The following is a 21,649-nucleotide window of genomic DNA, read 5'->3' as shown; positions in this document are numbered from 1 at the left end:
GGCTGAGTAAACAGCAGCGTCCCTCACTTTCACTTGTAACCCATTAAAGGTCGTTCACTGGCTTTTATGCTCGTCTTACTCAAAGCTACAGGCGCGATATTCTACGTGAAAACAAAGTAAACGGCAGGTCAAACAGAGTATCTTTGCAAATATTTTTTCACATTGGTGTCAAGCGGCTGAGAGGCGGCAAAAAAATCCCCCTGACCGCCCGTCACGCCGCGCTCTGTCAACATCTGCCATTCACTTCGTGAACGTACGCCTGCGGCAAATACTTGCGTTTGCGTTCCTTTGCACGCTTCCACCAGGCTTTGTACCAGCAGCTGGTTTTCGGTGCGTTTTTCAATATTCCTTACCAGACCCGGATGCAGCTTCAATAATTCAACATCCAGCTCTTTGATCCAGCTGGTGCTCACCAGCGTCAGACCCGCCTGGGTTACCGCCACACGAGCCCCTAGCGCATTGATTAAACGCACCACAGGGCGCAACCGGCTGATGTGTTGACCTACATCTGCCTCTGCAAGTTCAAAAATAATGCGTTTGCGTTGCGATTTTTCGCATTGCATTAACGTGTCACGTAACCAGCGCTGGAAGCGCGGACGGATCAGCGATTCGACGGTCACCTGCAAAGCCAGATTTTCTTCAGGCCAGTACGATAAAAACGGAATGAGGCGGGTGATTTGCTGACGGTCATACTCTTCGGACAATCCGAATTGCAACACCATGGGCAGATATTCCGCGGAGATAACCTCTTCGGTGCCATCAAAAATACGGCACATCAACTCACGATGATGGACATGACCACTCTTCATGACCGCCGGTTTTTGATAGATGCGCGGCCCGCCCCGGCTCAGCATCTGTTCAATCAGGGTTCGCCAGCGCACGTTGCCACGCCCTTTCTCCGGCAGCGTATCATCATAGACCGCCCAGCCGTTCGCCCCCTGCAATACGGCGTTACGCGTGGCCGCTTCCGCATGTTCCATCACCTGCTCCGTTGACTGACCGCCGCGCCAGGCACAGATGCCCATATGCACCATGTCGTCTCTGTCGAGCATTTTGCTCTGGGGCAGCGCATCGACGGCTTTCAGCAGCTGGCTGGCGATACTCTCGGACTCCTTTAAGGTGCGATGCGGCAGCAAGACGGCAAAGTCGCTGCGGTGGTAGCGTGCCAGTAACGCGCCGGGGTAGCGCATAATAAAGGTGGACAGCAGGTTAATCAGCGTGAAGAGGTTCTCTTCCGCCACGCGCTGGCCCCAGGTATCACGGAGCAGATCGAAGTCGGGCAGGCGAATCATCATTACCACGCCATGCGTACCCACCTTTTCGGGGTCATCAAGAAGCGTAGCCAGCTGATTATCAAAGAAGAGACGGTTGTTCAGGCCCGTTTTGTTATCCTGCGCGGCGTAAGAGCGAATTAACGTGTCCATACGGCTACGCTGATCGCTGGCAAACTGGATTTCGGAGAGCAGCACGTCCAGGGCGCTACTGGTGCGTGATGGCCATTCATAAACCGATCCCCGCACCTGCGGACCCCTCTCGCCATTCAGTATCCGCACGGAGCGTGTTTCCAGCAGTTCCTGGCCGGAAAGTTGACGACGCTGCCAGCGAACCGCGAGGAAAATCAGCAGTACGATAAAGGCAACGGCGATAGTTAAGGGCGCGGTGGTCATGAGCGAGCGTAAATAGTTGCTCATCGGATCCTGGTACATCAGATGAATTGTCATACCCGGATGTTTAAGCGAATGAACCGTAACGTCCCGATACTGATCTACCGTGCCGGCAGGACGATAGCTGCCCTGGCGGGTATGGCTGAAAACGGTCTGCTTCCCCTGTTTAATGTCGATCTGCACTATATCCACAGGCACCATTAACTCATCCAGCTCACGCGAAAGCGCCGGGAAGGAGGTTGTAATCAGGCGAGTGTCGATAACCGATGCAACCGATTCAACCCGGTTAACCAGCTTATCCTGGATGGCATTGTAAAAGCTCAGCGAGCAGCCGATTAGCGTGACAAATATGGTCAGCCCCGTCAGCAAGGTAATAAAAGCTGAGAACTTCGTCGTTAATCGCATCCTTGAGATTACTCCGTGGGTTGAAGGGGGGTGCAAGTGAGCACTAACTTGCATTTCAAATGCGACATACTACCAAACCTGGTGTATCTGGCAATTTATTGCGTTAAATCGGCACTGCGTTTCATTGAGCGAGTATAGTCATCAGAACATATTTTCCCATCATCAAACCTAGTGAGGACCCTGTATGCAGGCTTTGATCTTAGAACAGCAGGACGGCAAAACCGTTGCCTCGGTGCAAGCCATTGAGGAGAGCCGCCTGCCGGAGGGCGACGTGACCGTAGATATCGACTGGTCCAGCCTGAACTATAAGGATGCACTGGCGATTACGGGAAAAGGTAAAATCATCCGAAATTTCCCGATGGTGCCAGGAATCGACTTTGCAGGCCGCGTGCATACCAGTGAAGATCCGCGTTTTCACGCCGGACAGCAGGTGCTGCTCACCGGCTGGGGCGTAGGTGAAAACCACTGGGGCGGACTGGCAGCACAGGCGCGCGTAAAAGGTGACTGGCTGGTCCCGATGCCGAAAGGCCTGGACGGTCGTAAGGCGATGATCATCGGCACGGCAGGTTTCACCGCCATGCTGTGCGTGATGGCGCTGGAAGAGGCCGGGATCCGTCCTGAGTCGGGCGAAATTGTCGTCACCGGCGCCAGCGGCGGCGTGGGCAGCACGGCCGTCACGCTGCTGCACAAGCTGGGGTATCAGGTCGCCGCCGTCTCTGGCCGCGAAAGTACGCATGAGTACCTACGTCAGCTGGGCGCAAGCCGCATTCTGAGCCGCGACGAATTTACCGAGACCCGCCCGCTGGAAAAACAGGTCTGGGCTGGCGCAGTAGATACCGTCGGCGACAAAGTGCTGGCGAAGGTGCTGGCGCAAATGAATTACGGCGGCTGCGTGGCGGCCTGTGGACTGGCGGGTGGTTTTGCCCTGCCGACAACGGTGATGCCATTTATTCTGCGTAACGTGCGTCTTCAGGGTGTCGATTCGGTCATGGCCCCAGCCGAGCGGCGGGCTGAGGCCTGGGAACGTCTGGTGCAGGATCTGCCAGCCTCATTCTATGAGCAGAGCGCCACGGAGATTACCCTGAGCCAGGCGCCAGAGTTCGCCAGTAAAATCATGGACAACCAGTTCCACGGTCGTGCGCTGGTTAAAATCGCCTAATCTTCAAATTTTCGTGACATATTCGCGCTAACCCTCCTCCTCCGTCATGCTTAGAAAAACGCCTGACGGAGGATGCCATGAAAACCCGAAAACTGACGGAAGCCGACGTAACGTCTGAATCTGTCTTTATGCTACAGCGCCGCCAGATCCTGAAAATGCTTGGCATCAGCGCCACCGCCCTGACGCTCACCCCTGCGGCTCATGCCGATCTGCTCGACTGGTTTAAGGGCAACGATCGCCCGAAAGCCCCCTCCGGCGCACCGCTTAACTTCACGAAACCGGCGCAGTGGCAGAATAAACTGACGCTAACGCCGGAAGACAAAGTCACCGGCTATAACAACTTCTATGAGTTTGGACTTGATAAGGCCGATCCTGCCGCCAACGCCGGGAGCATGAAAACCGATCCCTGGACGCTGAAGATAGATGGCGAGGTGGCAAAACCGCTGACGCTGGATCATCATGACCTCACAACCCGCTTCCCCCTTGAAGAACGCATTTACCGTATGCGCTGTGTGGAAGCCTGGTCGATGGTGGTGCCGTGGGTAGGTTTCCCTTTGCACAAACTGCTGGCGCTGGTTGAGCCCACCAGCAACGCGAAGTATGTTTCCTTCCAGACGCGCTATGCCCCGGACGAGATGCCAGGCCAGAAGGATCGGTTTATCGGCGGCGGGCTGGAGTATCCCTACGTTGAAGGTTTACGTCTCGACGAAGCCATGCATCCGCTTACGCTGCTCACCGTCGGGGTTTATGGCAAAGCGCTGCCGCCGCAAAACGGGGCGCCCATTCGCCTGACCGTACCGTGGAAATACGGTTTCAAGGGTATCAAATCGATCGTCAGCATTACGCTCACCCGTGAACGCCCCCCCACCACCTGGAACCTGGCAGCGCCTGACGAGTATGGTTTTTTTGCCAACGTTAACCCGCACGTTGACCATCCGCGCTGGTCGCAGGCAACGGAACGTTTTATCGGTTCCGGCGGCGCGCTGGATGTTAAACGCCAGCCAACGCTGCTGTTTAACGGCTATGCGGATGAGGTGGCATCCCTCTACCGTGGTCTGAACTTACGGGAGAACTTCTAAGTGCGTTTAACGGCAAAGCAGATAACCTGGCTGAAGGTACTCCTGCATTTAGCCGGATTGCTCCCCTTTATCTGGCTCTTCTGGGCAGCCAGCCAGGGACAGTTCAGTGCCGATCCGGCGAAAGATATTCAGCATTTTACGGGTCGGATGGCTCTGAAATTTTTGCTGGCGACCTTGCTCGTCTCACCGCTGGCGCGCTACGCTAAACAGCCATTATTGATACGTACCCGTCGGCTTTTAGGGCTATGGTGTTTTGCCTGGGCGACGCTGCATCTCACCAGCTACGCCCTGCTGGAACTGGGCATTAACAACCTGGCACTCCTTGGCAGCGAACTGGTGACGCGTCCCTATCTGACGCTGGGTATCGTAAGCTGGCTGGTTTTACTGGCGCTGACGCTGACATCCACGCAGTATGCGCAGCGAAAACTGGGTCGACGCTGGCAACTGCTGCATAACTTCGTCTATCTTGTCGCGATCCTCGCCCCCATTCATTACCTGTGGTCGGTGAAGATTTTATCCCCTCAGCCGGTCATCTACGCCCTGCTGGCCCTGGCCCTTTTAGCGTGGCGTTACAAGAAGTTCCGCCAGTGGTTGCGATAGTTCACGAAACTGTGCGTTTTCCCGCAGATTATTTATCAACCGCGAATCTTTTTCGGATAGCGGTTGATAATCTTCCCTGATAAGACCAGTATTTAGCTGCCAAATGCTACGAAATCGTTATAATGTGCGACTTCGGTTTTCCGGACAGGGGTTTTAGGCCTCTGAAAGGGTGACAATTGCGCTTTGAGGGTATATGTTGTTTTTTACCCGAAAATCGCAGGAGATAGCGGCACAATGGCTGATAAATTCCAAATTTTAGTTTTAAACGGACCGAACCTGAACATGCTCGGCACCCGCGAGCCAGAGAAGTACGGCACGCTGACATTGAGCGAAATTGTTAACCGTCTGAGTACGGAAGCAGCGTCGCTGAATGTGGATTTGGACCATTTTCAGTCAAACGCGGAGTACGCAATCATCGACCGTATTCATCAGGCTAAAGACACTGTGGACTATATCCTGATCAATCCGGCCGCGTTTACGCACACCAGTGTTGCTATACGCGACGCACTGCTCGCGGTGAGTATCCCGTTTATCGAGATCCACCTGAGTAACGTGCACGCCCGAGAGCCGTTCCGCCACCATTCCTACCTGTCAGATATCGCCGCTGGCGTGATTTGTGGGCTGGGTGCAGACGGCTATTCATACGCTTTACAGACAGCGGTAAAACGCTTGTCACAATCACACTAAACAAGAGTACGGAACCCACTCATGGATATTCGTAAGATTAAAAAACTGATCGAGCTGGTTGAAGAATCAGGCATCTCCGAACTGGAAATTTCTGAAGGCGAAGAGTCTGTACGCATCAGCCGTGCAGCCCCAGCCGCTAGCTTCCCGGTAATGCAGCAAGCTTACGCTGCGCCAGTGCAGCAGCCTGCGCTCTCCGCAGCCGTTGCGCCAGCGGCAGCAGAAGCGGCACCTGCGGCTGCAACAGAAATCAGTGGTCACATCGTACGTTCCCCAATGGTTGGTACTTTCTACCGCACCCCGAGCCCGGACGCGAAGGCGTTCATCGAAGTGGGTCAGAAAGTCAACGTAGGCGATACCCTGTGCATCGTTGAAGCCATGAAAATGATGAACCAGATCGAAGCAGACAAATCAGGTACTGTGAAAGCGATCCTGGTCGAAAGTGGTCAGCCGGTAGAATTTGACGAGCCGCTGGTCGTCATCGAGTAACGAGGCGAACATGCTGGATAAAATTGTTATCGCCAACCGTGGCGAGATTGCACTGCGTATTCTTCGTGCCTGTAAAGAACTGGGCATCAAGACCGTGGCCGTGCACTCAAGCGCGGATCGCGATTTAAAACACGTATTGCTGGCGGATGAGACGGTCTGTATCGGTCCGGCTCCGTCCGTAAAAAGCTATCTGAACATCCCGGCGATCATTAGCGCCGCCGAAATCACTGGCGCGGTCGCGATTCACCCGGGTTATGGTTTCCTCTCTGAGAACGCCAACTTTGCTGAGCAGGTTGAACGCTCTGGCTTTATCTTCATTGGCCCGAAAGCCGATACCATTCGCCTGATGGGTGACAAAGTGTCTGCCATCACCGCGATGAAAAAAGCTGGCGTGCCAACCGTACCGGGCTCTGACGGCCCGCTGACCGACGATATGGATGCTAACCGCGCCCATGCTAAACGCATTGGCTACCCGGTGATCATCAAAGCGTCCGGCGGCGGCGGCGGTCGCGGTATGCGCGTTGTACGCAGCGATGCTGAGCTGGCACAGTCCATCTCCATGACCAAAGCGGAAGCGAAAGCGGCTTTCAGCAATGACATGGTGTACATGGAAAAATACCTGGAAAACCCACGCCACATCGAAATTCAGGTGCTGGCTGACGGTCAGGGTAACGCGATCTATCTGGCAGAACGTGACTGCTCCATGCAGCGTCGTCACCAGAAAGTCGTCGAAGAAGCGCCAGCGCCGGGCATTACGCCGGAACTGCGTCGCTACATCGGTGAGCGTTGCGCCAAAGCGTGTGTCGATATCGGCTATCGCGGGGCGGGTACCTTTGAGTTCCTGTTCGAAAACGGCGAGTTCTACTTCATTGAGATGAACACCCGTATTCAGGTTGAACACCCGGTCACTGAAATGATCACCGGCGTTGACCTGATCAAAGAACAGCTGCGTATCGCTGCCGGTCAGCCGCTGTCCATCAAACAGGAAGAAGTTGTGGTTAAAGGCCATGCGGTAGAGTGCCGTATCAACGCCGAAGACCCGAACACCTTCCTGCCAAGCCCGGGTAAAATCACGCGTTTCCACGCGCCGGGTGGCTTTGGTGTGCGCTGGGAGTCCCATATCTACGCCGGTTACACCGTACCGCCGTACTATGACTCAATGATCGGTAAGCTGATCTGCTACGGCGAAAACCGTGACGTGGCCATTGCCCGCATGAAGAACGCCCTTCAGGAGCTGATCATCGACGGGATCAAAACCAACGTTGATCTCCAGATGCGCATTATGAGCGACGAGCACTTCCAGAATGGTGGCACTAACATCCACTACCTGGAGAAAAAACTCGGTCTGAACGAGAAGTAAGAGACCAGTGTTGCTAAAAGGCCGGATTATCCGGCCTTTTTTATTTCTGGGGATCGCTAAGCCCCATCATGTACAATCCCCGCTTTCTTCATCCACAAGGGACAAAAAATGGACAAACGTTTTGTTCAGGCCCATAAAGAAGCGCGCTGGGCGCTGTGGTTGACCCTTCTCTATCTCGCTGCATGGTTAGTAACTGCTTACTTACCTGATTCGGCGATTGGCATTACCGGTCTCCCGCACTGGTTTGAAATGGCCTGCCTGCTGCTGCCGCTGGTGTTTATCCTGCTGTGCTGGGCGATGGTGAAATTCATCTATCGCGATATTTCACTGGAGGACGATGATGCAGCTTGAAGTCATTCTGCCCCTTATCGCTTACCTGTTCCTGGTGTTTGGCCTGTCGGTTTATGCGATGCGTAAACGTTCGACCGGCACCTTTCTGAACGAGTATTTCCTCGGGAGCCGCTCAATGGGTGGCGTCGTGCTGGCCATGACGCTGACCGCCACGTACATCAGCGCCAGCTCGTTTATTGGTGGCCCCGGCGCCGCTTATAAGTACGGGCTGGGCTGGGTACTGCTGGCCATGATCCAGCTGCCTGCCATTTGGCTCTCTCTGGGCATACTGGGTAAAAAGTTTGCCATTCTGGCCCGTCGCTACAATGCCGTAACGCTGAACGATATGCTGTTTGCCCGCTATCAGAGTCGCTTGCTGGTATGGCTGGCAAGCCTGAGTCTGCTGGTGGCGTTTATTGGCGCAATGACGGTGCAGTTTATCGGCGGCGCACGTCTGCTGGAGACGGCAGCCGGTATCCCCTATGAGACAGGTCTGGTCATTTTCGGTGTGAGTATCGCGCTGTATACCGCGTTTGGCGGGTTCCGCGCCAGCGTACTCAACGACACGATGCAGGGGATGGTGATGCTCATTGGCACCCTCGTTCTGCTGGTAGGTATCGTGCATGCCGCAGGAGGCCTGAGCCATGCGGTTGAAACCCTGGAAGCGATCGATCCGAAACTGGTCTCGCCGCAGGGGGCGGATGACATCCTCTCGCCAACCTTTATGACCTCGTTCTGGGTGCTGGTGTGCTTTGGCGTGATTGGCCTGCCGCATACCGCCGTGCGCTGCATCTCATATAAAGACAGCAAAGCGGTGCACCGCGGGATCATTATCGGGACAATTGTGGTGGCGATCCTGATGTTCGGTATGCATCTGGCGGGCGCGCTGGGACGCGCGGTGATCCCTGACCTTACCGTACCGGATCTGGTCATTCCGACCCTGATGGTGAAAGTGCTTCCGCCGTTTGCCGCCGGGATTTTCCTCGCCGCACCCATGGCGGCCATTATGTCGACCATCAACGCTCAGTTGCTGCAAAGTTCCGCTACGATCATTAAAGATCTCTATCTGAATTTGCGCCCTGAACAGGTCGAAAATGAGCGACGCCTCAAGCGTATGTCGGCGGTGATTACCCTGGTGCTGGGGGCGTTGCTGCTGCTGGCCGCATGGCGTCCACCAGAGATGATCATCTGGCTGAACCTGCTCGCCTTTGGCGGGCTGGAGGCCGTTTTCCTGTGGCCGCTGGTGCTGGGGCTGTACTGGGAACGCGCGAATGCCGCGGGTGCATTAAGCGGCATGATTGTCGGGGGCGTCCTGTATGCCGCTCTCGCCACGTTTAAAATTCAGTATCTGGGCTTCCATCCGATCGTGCCTTCGTTACTGTTAAGTTTACTGGCGTTTGTGGTGGGAAACCGTTTTGGTCGACCGGTGCCACAAACTGCCCTGATTTCTACTGACAAATAAAGAGTTTTGCCATGCCGTGGATCCAATTAAAACTGAACACAACCGGCGCGAACGCCGAAGAACTGAGTGATGCGCTGATGGAGGCCGGTTCGGTCTCTATCACCTTCCAGGACACGCATGACACGCCGGTCTTTGAGCCGCTGCCAGGCGAAACGCGCCTGTGGGGTGATACGGACGTTATCGGCCTGTTCGATGCAGAAACCGACATGAAAGAGGTCGTGGCGATTCTGGAAAACCATCCGCTGCTGGGCGAGGGTTTCGCGCATAAAATTGAACAGCTGGAAGACAAAGACTGGGAACGCGAGTGGATGGACAACTTCCATCCGATGCAGTTTGGTCAGCGTCTGTGGATCTGCCCAAGCTGGCGTGAAGTGCCTGATGAAAACGCCGTCAACGTGATGCTGGATCCGGGCCTGGCGTTCGGCACCGGTACTCACCCGACAACCTCCCTGTGCCTGCAATGGCTGGATGGCCTGGATCTGGAAGGCAAAACCGTGATCGACTTCGGTTGCGGTTCCGGGATCCTTGCTATCGCAGCACTGAAACTGGGCGCGGCAAAAGCCATCGGGATCGATATCGATCCGCAGGCGATTCAGGCCAGCCGTGATAACGCCGAGCGTAATGGCGTTTCCGATCGCCTTGAACTGTATCTGCCTGATGCACAGCCAGAGGCCATGAAAGCCGATGTGGTGGTCGCGAATATCCTGGCTGGCCCGTTACGCGAGCTGGCGCCGTTAATCAGCGTCCTGCCGGTTGAAGGCGGTCTGCTGGGCCTGTCCGGTATCCTTGCCAGCCAGGCAGACAGCGTCTGTGAAGCCTACGCCGATCTCTTTACGCTCGACCCGGTGGTCGAAAAAGAAGAGTGGTGTCGCATCACCGGCCGCAAAAAATAAGCGTTTGGCGTGGTCGTCTGACCACGCCTTTTCCCTTCGGTTTTTTCTCCCGCCTTCTTCCTTTCTTCGATAAAATAACCGCACAAATCATAATGTTAATTGTTGATTTGGATAATAAAATTTACAGGAAGAATATGATGAAACACATTTCAGGCAAGGCAGCGCTGCTGGCGCTGAGCATGATTTCAGCTACGGCTTACGCATCACACTGGAGCTATCAGGGAGAAGGCGCACCGGAACACTGGGGCGAACTGGACGAGGCGTACAAGACCTGTAAAAGCGGGATGTATCAGTCGCCGGTCAACATAGATAACACGGTCAAAGCCCACATCTCTCCGCTGGAAACGCACTATATCGACGGCCCGGTCATTCTGACAAACAACGGCCATACTATCCAGGCGAGTGAAAATGCCGATACACGCGACAGCATCACGCTTGATAAACAGCGTTGGACGTTACAGCAGTTCCATTTCCATACGCCATCCGAAAACACGGTGCACGGTAAAAAATACGCAATGGAAATGCATCTGGTCCATAAAAACGCTGACGGTGAACTGACGGTCGTTGCCGTTATGTTCGATCAGGGCGCGGCAAACACTGAGCTGGATAAACTCTGGGGCGTGATGCCAGGACAGGTTGACCAGAACGTCACGATTAAGCCAACCCTCGATGTGAACAAATTACTGCCCGCGGATAAAACCTACTGGCGTTTTAGCGGCTCTCTGACCACGCCACCGTGTTCAGAAGGGGTAACGTGGCTGGTGCTCAAGCATCCGCTGACCGTCTCTGCTGAACAGCTGCAAAAATTCACTCACACCATGCACCACGAAAACAGCCGCCCGGTTCAGCCGCTTCATGGCCGTCTGGTTGTTGAATAAGTCGATTTTGTACGTTGATATCCTGTGCTGAAATGCGACGCAGATCGCAAAGAAGCGCCATAATCTGCTGCTTATAGCAGCAGATTATCCCGGACAATTGATCCATTTATTCAGAAATGATGAGAAGTTACGGGAAATTGTAAGCGCCCACAAAATGTTCATTTATTCATAACACAATGATTTAAATAGCGAATAATCTTATCCGAAAAGAATGACTGGCGATTCCTTGATCTACAACAGAGGATTGTTCAAAGTTTGGCCTTTCATCTCGTGCAAAAAATGCGTAATATACGCCGCCTTGCAGTCACAGTATGGTCATTTCTTAACTCATGCGCATCGGACACCACCAGCTCAGAAATCGCCTGATCGCAGCCCCAATGGCAGGTATTACCGACCGGCCGTTCAGGACGCTGTGCTACGAGATGGGAGCAGGATTAACCGTTTCCGAGATGATGTCGTCTAACCCGCAGGTTTGGGAAAGCGACAAATCCCGCCTTCGGATGGTGCACGTGGATGAACCAGGTATCCGCACCGTGCAAATTGCCGGAAGCGTGCCTGAAGAGATGGCAGATGCCGCGCGTATTAACGTGGAAAGTGGCGCCCAGATTATTGATATCAATATGGGTTGCCCGGCCAAAAAGGTGAATCGCAAGCTTGCAGGTTCAGCCCTTCTGCAATACCCCGACCAGGTGAAGTCAATCCTGACGGCGGTTGTCAGCGCAGTGGACGTTCCTGTTACGTTGAAGATTCGCACGGGTTGGTCGCCGGAACACCGTAACTGCGTAGAGATTGCCCAACTGGCCGAAGACTGTGGCATTCAGGCCCTGACCATTCATGGACGCACTCGCGCCTGTTTGTTCAACGGTGAAGCTGAATACGACAGCATTCGGGCAGTTAAGCAGAAAGTTTCCATTCCGATTATCGCGAATGGCGACATTACTGACCCGCTTAAAGCCAGAGCTGTGCTCGACTATACGGGAGCTGATGCTCTGATGATAGGACGTGCCGCTCAGGGAAGACCCTGGATCTTTCGGGAAATCCAGCATTATCTGGACACTGGGGAGCTGCTTGCCCCGCTGCCTCTGGCAGAGGTCAAGCGCTTGCTTTGTTCGCATGTTCGGGAATTGCATGACCACTACGGCCAGGCAAAAGGGTACCGAATTGCGCGTAAACACGTCTCCTGGTATCTCCAGGAGCACGCTCCAAATGACCAGTTTCGGCGCACATTCAACGCCATTGAGGATGCCAGCGAACAGCTGGAGGCGTTGGAGGCATACTTCGAAAATCTTGCGTAATGAAATAAAGAGCTGACAGAACTATGTTCGAACAACGCGTAAATTCTGACGTACTGACCGTTTCTACCGTTAACTCTCAGGATCAGGTGACTCAAAAGCCCCTGCGTGACTCGGTTAAACAGGCACTGAAGAACTATTTTGCTCAACTGAACGGTCAGGATGTTAATGACCTGTATGAGCTGGTACTGGCTGAAGTTGAACAGCCACTGTTGGACATGGTGATGCAATACACCCGTGGTAATCAAACCCGCGCTGCCCTGATGATGGGCATCAACCGTGGTACCCTGCGTAAGAAACTGAAAAAATACGGCATGAACTAATTTCGATTAGCTAACTGCTTGTTTAAAAAGGCGCTCTTCGGCATGGGGAAGCGCCTTTTTTATCGCCCGGACGGACAACCGTCAACGCTTTGTAAACCTTCCCTTTCCCCACTTTTCAACGCCCGCTTTTCGTGTATATTTCCACCAACTTACAGGCTCTCTTTTCGCGGAATGACACATGATTCGTAAATACTGGTGGCTGGTCGTTTTTGCTGTCTCTGTTTTCATTTTCGATGCGCTGCTGATGCAGTGGATTGAACTGATGAGCACCGAAACCGATAAATGTCGCAATATGAATTCCGTGAACCCGCTTAAACTGGTCAACTGCTCAGAGCTGGACTAACCGCTTCCATCCTGTAAAACCCCTGTTAACACCTAATAAAAACAGGGATTTAAATCACTTTTCGTCATTTCCTGACGATGATAATGTCTGTGCCCTTTCCAACCGCTCTTGCTTAACGTCTCACAACGAGTGAACAGACCATGCTGGTTAGCCAATACAACCAAATCCTCGTAGTCATCTCCTTTATCGTTGCCATTCTTGCCGCCTATACCGCGCTGAATATGGCTGCGCGCGTTGCCGGAAGCCAGGGCGTCGCTGCACGCGTCTGGCTGGCAGGTGGCGGTGTTTCGATGGGGATTGGCGTATGGGCGATGCATTTCATCGGTATGCTGGCGATGGATCTTTCCATGAGCATGAGTTACAACGCGGCCCTGACCGTGCTTTCGATGGTTATCGCCATCAGCTCGTCAATGTTCGCCCTGTGGCTCGTTAGCGGCGAGCAGCTACGTTTGCGTCGGTTACTGCCTGGCGCCGTCGTGATGGGAACGGGCATTGTTGCCATGCACTACACCGGTATGGCTGCCCTGGAGGTCACACCGGGTATTGTCTGGGATAAAACGTGGGTGGCTATCTCTGTGCTCATAGCCCTTGCCGCTTCACTGGCCGCTCTTTGGCTGACGTTCCGTTTACGTCAGGAAGCTGCACGAATGGCGTCGATGCGGCTGGGGGCGGCGATCACCATGGGCATCGCTATCACTGGCATGCATTACGCTGGCATGGAAGCAGCACAATTTCCGATGTCGACGATGGTCCACCATCATGGCATTAACGGGAGCTGGCTTGCGATACTGGTTAGCGTGGTCGCGCTCGCTATTCTGGGGATTACGCTGCTGGTGTCGATGTTCGATGCCCGCCTTCAGGCTCGTACCTCGCTGCTGGCCTCATCACTGGCAGAAGCGAACCGTGAACTCGCACAGCTGGCGTTGCATGATACGCTGACGCGATTACCCAATCGTATTCTGCTTGAGGATCGCCTCGATCAGGCCATCAGCAAGGCCGATCGCGAAGGAAGCCCTTTCGCGCTGATGTTTATGGATCTCGACGGCTTTAAAACCGTCAACGATGCCTATGGTCATGATGTCGGTGACAAGCTTCTGGTAGCGGTGACTCAGCGTTTGCTGTTGCAGTTGAAAGGTCAGTACACGCTGGCGCGTATCGGTGGGGATGAATTCGTCCTGCTGGCCGAAACCGCCACTCCGGATGATGCTGCCTCACTGGCAAATTCACTGGTGCGCGTCATTGATAGCCCGTTCCATCTCGATCCTTACGAACTGATGGTCACCCTGAGCATTGGCATTGCGCTCTATCCACACGATGGCAAAACCGATCGTGAACTGATGTTTAACGCTGATGCTGCGATGTACCACACAAAACATATGGGTCGTAACGGCTATCACTTCTTCCAGCCGTCAATGAATACGCTGGCGCAGACGCATCTACAGCTGATGAATGATCTGTGGCAGGCCATCGACCGTAATGAGTTACGCCTGCTTTATCAACCTAAATTCCACGCCCCTGCCGGACCGGTCCTCGGGTTCGAAGCGCTGTTACGCTGGCAGCATCCCAAACAGGGATTACTCTCCCCCGACCTGTTTCTACCGCTGGCAGAGAAAACGGGGCTGATTATTCCGATTGGAAACTGGGTAATCGACGAGGCCTGCCGCCAGCTGCGTGAATGGCACCTTCAGGGCCACACGGACTGGTCAATGGCGGTGAATCTTTCTACGTTGCAGTTCGAACAGCCGTCGCTGGTTAAAACGGTTCTCGATTGTCTGACGCGCCATAGCGTGCCACCCGGCATGTTGATCCTGGAAGTGACTGAAACCACGGCAATGAACAATCCGGACGAAAGCGTTCGTGTCCTGACAGCGCTGACGGATGCGGGAGTAAAAGCCTCGATAGACGATTTTGGCACCGGTTACTCAAGCCTTCTCTATCTTAAGCGGCTTCCCGCCTGCGAGTTGAAAATCGATCGCGCTTTTGTGAAAGAGTTAAGCGGAGAGAGCGAAGATGCGACAATTGTCTCGGCAATTGTCGCCCTGGCAAAAACGCTGAATCTGAAGGTCGTGGCGGAAGGGGTCGAAACCGCAGCGCAGCAGACCTTCCTGACAGAACTGGGATGCAATACGCTACAGGGTTATCTGCTGGGCAAACCAATCACCGCGCAAGCTATTATGGAACAGTGCCAGCACGGGGAGATGTCGCCACCCCGGACGCAGTCATGAGGCTGTATCGTAAATCACTGGCGCCACTCGGGTGATATTTAGTGTCGCCAGAATATTATCCACCAGCGCCGGTGCTTGTTTGTACAGATTAAAACGGGTGTTATCCATTAGCCAGTTTTTAATGACTCCGCTAAAAAAGGCATGGAAAACAATCAGCGCCAGTTCAATATTAGTTTGTGAAGAGATAATGTTATGAGCAATGCATCGCTTTAGCGTCTTGCGAAGATAACCATCGTTTAAACCGATCCGCTTGCGTATTTCACATTCTGAAATCACATCGTCATGAAATTCACATTTATGATACAGAATTTGTAAAAGCGCATACTGTCGGGGTTCGCTCGCAATATATTGCAACGCGACAATAAATTGTTCACGAAGCATTAACAAAGGGTCGTCATTTTCGGTAAGCATTAGCCTGTCACGAATGATTTCACGCAGCGGCAATTGCTGTTCCCATATTGCGTTAAATATTTCCGCTTTACTCGAGAAATGCCAGTAAACCGCCCCGCGAGTGAGTTGAGCAGCATCGGCAATGTCGGTAAGCGTGGTGCTGGCCACGCCACGCGTCGCGAATAGCCTGATAGCGGCTTCAATCAGCTGCTGGCGGGTCTTTTGTGCCTCTTCTTTCTTTTTGCGCGCCATAACCTGCTACTCGTTACTTACAAAATTGATACGTTATCAAAGGATATTGCCGTGGTCGTGCCAGACAAAGTATTAACCAAAATCCGTATTAGTTTTGCACAAAAAAAGTCAATTCATTTAATTTATAAATCTCGTGAATATATTGAATACATTAAATACATGAAAGGTATGAATGGCATTCACCAAAAAGCATTTCGTTGAATATCCTGACAGAAATAGCGTGTCGAATGCACTGGGTCAGATTCTGATTTTTACTTTTTAAAAGCGCCATCAGCACGTATAAATTAAAAAACATTAAATACCCTCATTATTATACGCAGCTACATTTCTTTTTTTGCCTCACACCCTTTCACCGATTCAAGACAAATATCGGTTCAGGGGTAGTTTAAGGAACAGTAATGACGAATCACTTCAGATGCTTACCCTTATACGGTTTCATTGTCTGTGCCGCTCTGCTCACCGGGTGCGATGGGCAAGAAAACCCACAGCAGCATGCGCAAGCTCCTCAGGTCAGTGTTCATATTGTTAAAAGCGCGCCACTGGCCGTAACGACAGAATTGCCTGGCAGAACTGACGCGTATCGTGTTGCGGAGGTTCGTCCCCAGGTAAGTGGTATCATTCTGCACCGTAATTTTACCGAAGGCAGCGACGTCAAAGCGGGTGACTCCCTTTATCAGATCGATCCGGCCACCTATCAGGCAGCCTACGACAATGCGAAAGGTGAACTGGTAAAAGCACAGGCGGCGGCCAATATCGCTCATCTGACGGTGAAACGTTACGTTCCGCTGGTCGGTACGCAATATGTGAGCAAGCAGGAGTACGATCAGGCGGTGGCAACCGCCCAGCAGGCGGATGCGAGCGTCGTTGCCGCGAAGGCTGGCGTTGAAAGCGCGCGGATCAACCTGGCTTATACGAAAGTCACCTCCCCAATCAACGGGCGTATTGGTAAATCCAGCGTCACCGAAGGGGCGTTAGTCACTAATGGTCAGGCAACTGCACTGGCGACGGTTCAGCAACTCGATCCCATTTATGTCGATGTGACGCAATCCAGCAGCGATTTTATGCGCCTGAAGCAGCAGACGAGCCTGCAAAAAGGAGACACCAGCAGCGTCGAGTTACTGATGGAAAATGGTCAGCCTTATCCGCTGAAAGGAACGCTTCAGTTCTCTGATGTCACGGTAGATGAAAGTACCGGCTCAATCACCCTTCGCGCCCTCTTCCCTAACCCACAGCATATGCTGTTACCGGGTATGTTTGTCCGTGCGCGCATTGACGAGGGTACACAGCCTGATGCCATTCTTGTTCCCCAGCAGGGAGTAACCCGTACACCACGCGGGGATGCCACCGTGCTTGTGGTAAACGATAAAAACCAGGTGGAATCACGCACTGTCGTTGCACCGCAGGCGATTGGCGATCGCTGGCTGATCACGGAAGGCCTGAAAAACGGCGACCGCGTCATTATCAGCGGCCTGCAAAAAGTTCGCCCTGGCGTTACCGTCGTGGCTATTCCTGATACCGCCGCGACTCCAGCCAGTTAAGGAATAACGACATGGCTAATTTCTTTATTCAACGGCCTGTTTTCGCCTGGGTACTCGCCATCATTCTGATGATTGCGGGCGGGCTGGCCATTTTAAAACTGCCGGTCGCACAATATCCGACCATTGCGCCGCCGGCGGTGGCAGTGACAGCAACCTACCCTGGCGCTGATGCCCAGACGGTACAGGACACCGTAACTCAGGTTATCGAACAGAACATGAACGGTATCGATAATCTGATGTACATGTCGTCCACCAGTGATTCCGCCGGTAATGTCACCATTACGCTGACGTTCCAGTCTGGCACGGATCCTGATATCGCGCAGGTGCAGGTTCAGAACAAACTCCAGCTCGCCATGCCGCTGCTACCGCAAGAAGTGCAGCAGCAAGGTATCGGCGTGGAGAAATCCAGCAGCAGCTTCCTGCTGGTTGCTGGCTTTGTGTCGGACAATAAAAACCTCACGCAGGATGATATCTCCGACTATGTTGCTTCTAACGTAAAAGATGCGATCAGCCGTACTTCCGGCGTCGGTGACGTGCAGCTGTTCGGTGCCCAGTATGCAATGCGCATCTGGCTGGACAGCAACGCGATGAACAAATATCAGCTCACGCCGCTGGATGTTATTAACCAGCTGAAAACGCAGAACGATCAGATTGCTGCGGGCCAGTTGGGCGGAACGCCGTCCGTACCCGGGCAGCAACTGAACGCCTCAATTATTGCTCAAACGCGCCTGAAATCGCCGGAGGAGTTTGGTCGTGTGACGCTGAAGGTGAACCAGGACGGCTCAATGGTCCACCTGAAAGATGTGGCCCGCATTGAGCTGGGTGGCGAAAACTACAACATGGTCACCAAAATCAATGGCCAGGCAGCAACGGGGCTGGGGATCAAGCTGGCGACTGGCGCAAACGCGCTGGATACCGCTGCCGCCATCAAGAGTAAACTGGCGCAGTTGCAGCCCTTCTTCCCTCAGGGCCTGAAAGTCGTGTATCCGTACGACACCACACCTTTCGTGAAGATCTCCATCCATGAAGTGGTGAAGACGCTGTTTGAAGCGATTGTTCTCGTGTTCCTGGTGATGTACTTGTTCCTGCAAAACCTGCGGGCAACGCTTATTCCCACTATCGCCGTGCCCGTGGTGTTACTGGGCACCTTTGCGGTACTGGCTGCGTTCGGGTTCTCCATTAACACCCTGACGATGTTCGGGATGGTATTGGCGATAGGTCTGCTCGTCGATGACGCCATCGTGGTGGTCGAGAACGTAGAACGCGTCATGGTTGAGGACAAGCTGCCGCCAAAAGAGGCGACGCAGAAGTCAATGGAGCAAATCCAGGGTGCTCTGGTGGGCATTGCCATGGTGCTTTCGGCGGTATTTATTCCGATGGCATTCTTTGGTGGTTCAACCGGGGCTATCTATCGCCAGTTCTCGCTGACCATTGTCTCCGCGATGGCCTTGTCGGTACTGGTGGCGTTGATATTAACGCCTGCTCTTTGTGCCACGCTGCTCAAACCGGTTACCAGCGAACATCATGAAAAGAAAGGTGGTTTCTTCGGCTGGTTTAACGCGCTCTTTGATAAGAGTGTGGAGCACTACAGCAACAGCGTAAGCGGCATTTTACGTAAGACCGGCCGCTATCTGCTGGTTTACGTCATCATCGTCGGCGGCATGGCAGTACTGTTCCTGCGCCTGCCTTCCTCCTTCCTGCCGGAAGAGGATCAGGGGGTGTTTATGACGATGGTTCAGTTGCCGGCAGGGGCGACGCAAATGCGTACCCAGCAGGTACTCGATCAGGTTCAGGATTATTACCTGACGAAAGAGAAAGCGAACGTTGAATCGGTCTTTACCGTAAACGGGTTTAGCTTTAGCGGACAGGGGCAGAACTCCGGTATCGCTTTCGTCAGCCTGAAGCCATGGGAAGAGCGTCCGGGCAAGGAAAACGGCGTTGAGGCGATTGTCAGCCGCGCGACGAAAGCGTTCAGCCAGATCAAAGATGGTCTTGTATTTCCGTTTAACCTGCCTGCCATTATTGAACTGGGTACCGCAACAGGCTTTGACTTTGAATTGATTGACCAGGCAAACCTGGGACATACGCAGTTAACGCAGGCGCGTAACCAGCTGCTGGGCATGGTGAGAGAACATCCTGACTTACTGGTCCGCGTGCGTCCTAACGGACTGGAAGACACGCCACAGTTCAAGCTGGACGTCGATCAGGAGAAGGCACAGGCGCTGGGTGTGAGCGTATCTGACGTCAATCAGACGATTTCAACAGCGCTGGGTGGCACCTACGTGAACGACTTTATCGATCACGGACGGGTGAAAAAAGTTTATGTCCAGGCTGATGCTCGCTTCCGTATGCTACCCGGAGACATTAACGGCCTGTATGTGCGTAGCGCTAACGGCGAAATGGTGCCTTTCTCTGCCTTTAGCAGCTCTCACTGGGTGTACGGTTCACCGCGTCTGGAACGTTACAATGGGATGCCATCAATGGAGATCCTCGGTGAGTCTGCACCTGGCAAAAGTACCGGTGAGGCAATGGCGCTGATGGAAAACCTTGCGTCAAAACTGCCTTCCGGCATCGGTTACGACTGGACGGGGATGTCTTATCAGGAACGACTTTCCGGGAATCAGGCTCCGGCGCTGTACGCCATTTCACTGATTGTGGTGTTCCTGTGTCTGGCGGCTCTCTATGAAAGCTGGTCAATTCCCTTCTCGGTCATGCTGGTTGTGCCTCTGGGGGTGATCGGCGCGCTTCTGGCTGCATCTATGCGAGGGCTGAACAATGACGTTTACTTCCAGGTTGGTCTGCTTACGACAATTGGTTTATCAGCCAAGAACGCCATACTGATCGTTGAGTTCGCCAAAGATCTCATGGATAAAGAAGGCAAAGGGATTATCGAAGCCACGCTTGAAGCCTCGCGTATGCGTCTGCGTCCTATCCTGATGACTTCCCTGGCATTCATCCTTGGTGTTATGCCTCTGGTCATCAGCAGCGGTGCAGGTAGTGGGGCACAAAATGCGGTCGGGACGGGCGTGATGGGCGGGATGCTGTCAGCCACCCTCTTAGCCATTTTCTTTGTTCCTGTTTTCTTTGTGGTTGTCCGGAGACGATTTACAAAGCACAAGGATTAATGAAAATCATAAAGGCACCTCTGGTGCCTTTTTTATTTCCTGAAAACAATGTAATAAAACGCCGCCTCTTCACATTTCCTCCATTAATAATCAGTGCCCGCGCTTTTTTCTTCATAATTTTTACAATCCACACAAATTGAGATTATTCCCCGTGCTGCATGGTATTAGTGCGGTGGTAAAATAATCATCGATTCGTTAATTGCCGCATCGGCTCTTTAGCGAATAGGTGATCATATTGAGGTAACATCATGAAAAGATTCCTTTCCGTTGCACTTCTCGCTGCGCTGCTTGCTGGTTGCGCGCACGACTCTCCATGTGTACCGGTATACGACGATCAGGGGCGACTGGTTCACACCAATACCTGTATGAAGGGCACTACCCAGGATAACTGGGAAACAGCAGGTGCGATTGCTGGTGGCGCCGCGGCAATCGCTGGCCTGACACTCGGTATTGTCGCCCTGACTAAATAAGGCTTCTAAAAGCGCGGTGATGGCCGCGCTTTTATTTTTACCTGATATAAGAAACGTATATTCCCCATCACGAATAGCATCAGATATTAATTAAATTCAATACGCTACCTTACTCCTCGCTATATCCCTTACCTGTACAGTATTTGGCATAACATTTAATTCATTTAACGCTACTGCGAGCCAGCAGGATGCATTTCACCACTTCAGTTTCAGTAGGGTAAAGCGCTACGTCCGTAAGGTATTAACGGCACCAGTGAAAACATCGAATGAGGGAATTGGTTTAGCTGGAGAGATAACGCAAAAAGGCCATCCTTTCGGATGGCCTTTCTACTTGTTTGATGTCTGGCAGTTCCCTACTCTCACATGGGGAGACCCCACACTACCATCGGCGCTACGGCGTTTCACTTCTGAGTTCGGCATGGGGTCAGGTGGGACCACCGCGCTAAAGCCGCCAGACAAATTCTTTTACTTCTTGCCGAACTTTAACCTAAGTATAAAGTGGTGCTGATACCCAGAGTCGAACTGGGGACCTCACCCTTACCAAGGGTGCGCTCTACCAACTGAGCCATATCAGCACGCTAAATTTGATGCCTGGCAGTTCCCTACTCTCACATGGGGAGACCCCACACTACCATCGGCGCTACGGCGTTTCACTTCTGAGTTCGGCATGGGGTCAGGTGGGACCACC

The 21,649-nt window shown here is 53.2% G+C and carries 19 protein-coding genes, 1 tRNA gene and 2 rRNA genes; 17 read left to right on the top strand and 5 right to left on the bottom strand.

Translation table 11 applies throughout. The annotated features are described in order from the left end of the window. Positions 1–128 precede the first annotated feature (128 nt). On the bottom strand, positions 129–2,069 hold the full coding sequence (csrD, locus tag ACOTW6_RS17715) for an RNase E specificity factor CsrD (RefSeq protein WP_062933435.1): 1,941 nt from the start codon (positions 2,067–2,069) through the stop codon (positions 129–131). Positions 2,070–2,253: 184 nt separating this feature from the next. Between csrD and ACOTW6_RS17710 the strand changes: the two genes are divergently transcribed. The 14 genes from ACOTW6_RS17710 (at position 2,254) to ACOTW6_RS17645 (ending at position 15,186) form a co-directional block, all read left to right on the top strand. After that, positions 2,254–3,228, top strand: coding sequence for an MDR family oxidoreductase (locus ACOTW6_RS17710; protein WP_213789283.1), 975 nt, complete (start codon positions 2,254–2,256; stop codon positions 3,226–3,228). A gap of 77 nt (positions 3,229–3,305) precedes the next feature. Beyond that, a complete protein-coding gene (gene msrP, locus ACOTW6_RS17705; RefSeq protein WP_062933437.1) occupies positions 3,306–4,307 on the top strand; it encodes a protein-methionine-sulfoxide reductase catalytic subunit MsrP in 1,002 nt (333 codons plus the stop codon). Further along, on the top strand, positions 4,308–4,907 hold the full coding sequence (gene msrQ, locus ACOTW6_RS17700) for a protein-methionine-sulfoxide reductase heme-binding subunit MsrQ (protein WP_003860393.1): 600 nt from the start codon (positions 4,308–4,310) through the stop codon (positions 4,905–4,907). A gap of 234 nt (positions 4,908–5,141) precedes the next feature. Further along, positions 5,142–5,594, top strand: coding sequence for a type II 3-dehydroquinate dehydratase (aroQ, locus tag ACOTW6_RS17695; RefSeq protein ID WP_003860391.1), 453 nt, complete (start codon positions 5,142–5,144; stop codon positions 5,592–5,594). Positions 5,595–5,615: 21 nt separating this feature from the next. Continuing rightward, a complete protein-coding gene (accB, locus tag ACOTW6_RS17690) occupies positions 5,616–6,080 on the top strand; it encodes an acetyl-CoA carboxylase biotin carboxyl carrier protein (protein ID WP_003860389.1) in 465 nt (154 codons plus the stop codon). A gap of 10 nt (positions 6,081–6,090) precedes the next feature. Beyond that, positions 6,091–7,440: an acetyl-CoA carboxylase biotin carboxylase subunit gene (gene accC, locus ACOTW6_RS17685; RefSeq protein WP_003860388.1), complete on the top strand. Its 1,350-nt coding sequence runs from the start codon at positions 6,091–6,093 to the stop codon at positions 7,438–7,440. Between the two features lie 108 nt (positions 7,441–7,548). Then, a complete protein-coding gene (locus tag ACOTW6_RS17680) occupies positions 7,549–7,791 on the top strand; it encodes a YhdT family protein (protein ID WP_003860385.1) in 243 nt (80 codons plus the stop codon). Further along, positions 7,781–9,232, top strand: a complete 1,452-nt coding sequence (gene panF, locus ACOTW6_RS17675; protein ID WP_213789288.1) for a sodium/pantothenate symporter — start codon at positions 7,781–7,783, stop codon at positions 9,230–9,232. The genes ACOTW6_RS17680 and panF overlap by 11 nt, the downstream gene beginning before the upstream one ends. Positions 9,233–9,243: 11 nt before the next feature. After that, positions 9,244–10,125 carry a 50S ribosomal protein L11 methyltransferase gene (gene prmA / locus ACOTW6_RS17670; RefSeq protein ID WP_213789284.1) on the top strand — a complete coding sequence of 294 codons (882 nt, stop codon included), beginning with the start codon at positions 9,244–9,246 and terminating at the stop codon, positions 10,123–10,125. A 137-nt stretch (positions 10,126–10,262) separates the two neighbouring features. Beyond that, positions 10,263–11,003, top strand: coding sequence for a carbonic anhydrase (locus tag ACOTW6_RS17665; protein WP_213789289.1), 741 nt, complete (start codon positions 10,263–10,265; stop codon positions 11,001–11,003). Between the two features lie 329 nt (positions 11,004–11,332). Continuing rightward, positions 11,333–12,298, top strand: coding sequence for a tRNA dihydrouridine synthase DusB (dusB, locus tag ACOTW6_RS17660; RefSeq protein WP_006812176.1), 966 nt, complete (start codon positions 11,333–11,335; stop codon positions 12,296–12,298). 23 nt (positions 12,299–12,321) lie between these two features. After that, complete coding sequence (gene fis, locus ACOTW6_RS17655) at positions 12,322–12,618, top strand: DNA-binding transcriptional regulator Fis (RefSeq protein ID WP_000462905.1); 297 nt, start codon at positions 12,322–12,324, stop codon at positions 12,616–12,618. A 178-nt stretch (positions 12,619–12,796) separates the two neighbouring features. Next, the gene (locus tag ACOTW6_RS17650; protein WP_003860373.1) at positions 12,797–12,961 is read left to right on the top strand and encodes a DUF2556 family protein; all 165 of its coding nucleotides are present in this window, start codon (positions 12,797–12,799) and stop codon (positions 12,959–12,961) included. A gap of 140 nt (positions 12,962–13,101) precedes the next feature. After that, the gene (locus ACOTW6_RS17645) at positions 13,102–15,186 is read left to right on the top strand and encodes a putative bifunctional diguanylate cyclase/phosphodiesterase (RefSeq protein WP_213789285.1); all 2,085 of its coding nucleotides are present in this window, start codon (positions 13,102–13,104) and stop codon (positions 15,184–15,186) included. On the opposite strand, the gene envR is transcribed toward ACOTW6_RS17645, so the two are convergent. Further along, on the bottom strand, positions 15,181–15,828 hold the full coding sequence (gene envR, locus ACOTW6_RS17640) for an acrEF/envCD operon transcriptional regulator (protein ID WP_213789286.1): 648 nt from the start codon (positions 15,826–15,828) through the stop codon (positions 15,181–15,183). The two genes, ACOTW6_RS17645 and envR, sit on opposite strands and share 6 nt — an antisense overlap. Positions 15,829–16,226: 398 nt before the next feature. Between envR and ACOTW6_RS17635 the strand changes: the two genes are divergently transcribed. From ACOTW6_RS17635 to ACOTW6_RS17625, 3 genes are all read left to right on the top strand, one after another. Continuing rightward, positions 16,227–17,366, top strand: a complete 1,140-nt coding sequence (locus ACOTW6_RS17635; RefSeq protein ID WP_047051267.1) for an efflux RND transporter periplasmic adaptor subunit — start codon at positions 16,227–16,229, stop codon at positions 17,364–17,366. 11 nt (positions 17,367–17,377) lie between these two features. Next, positions 17,378–20,491 carry an efflux RND transporter permease subunit gene (locus ACOTW6_RS17630; protein ID WP_213789287.1) on the top strand — a complete coding sequence of 1,038 codons (3,114 nt, stop codon included), beginning with the start codon at positions 17,378–17,380 and terminating at the stop codon, positions 20,489–20,491. A gap of 248 nt (positions 20,492–20,739) precedes the next feature. Next, entirely contained in the window at positions 20,740–20,961 is a 222-nt protein-coding gene (locus ACOTW6_RS17625; RefSeq protein ID WP_003860364.1) for a lipoprotein, read from the top strand. A gap of 340 nt (positions 20,962–21,301) precedes the next feature. On the opposite strand, the gene rrf (ACOTW6_RS17620) is transcribed toward ACOTW6_RS17625, so the two are convergent. From rrf (ACOTW6_RS17620) to rrf (ACOTW6_RS17610), 3 genes are all read right to left on the bottom strand, one after another. After that, positions 21,302–21,417 (bottom strand): 5S ribosomal RNA (rrf, locus tag ACOTW6_RS17620). A 43-nt stretch (positions 21,418–21,460) separates the two neighbouring features. Then, a tRNA-Thr gene (locus tag ACOTW6_RS17615) sits at positions 21,461–21,536 on the bottom strand. Between the two features lie 14 nt (positions 21,537–21,550). Next, positions 21,551–21,649: ribosomal RNA gene (gene rrf / locus ACOTW6_RS17610) — 5S ribosomal RNA — on the bottom strand; the annotation flags it as partial.

It is taken from the genome of Enterobacter cloacae complex sp. IR5403, from assembly GCF_049238705.1.
Lineage (GTDB): Bacteria > Pseudomonadota > Gammaproteobacteria > Enterobacterales > Enterobacteriaceae > Enterobacter > Enterobacter hormaechei_C.
Note: the sequence above shows the minus strand (reverse complement) of the source record. Positions and strands in the feature narration are given on the sequence as shown.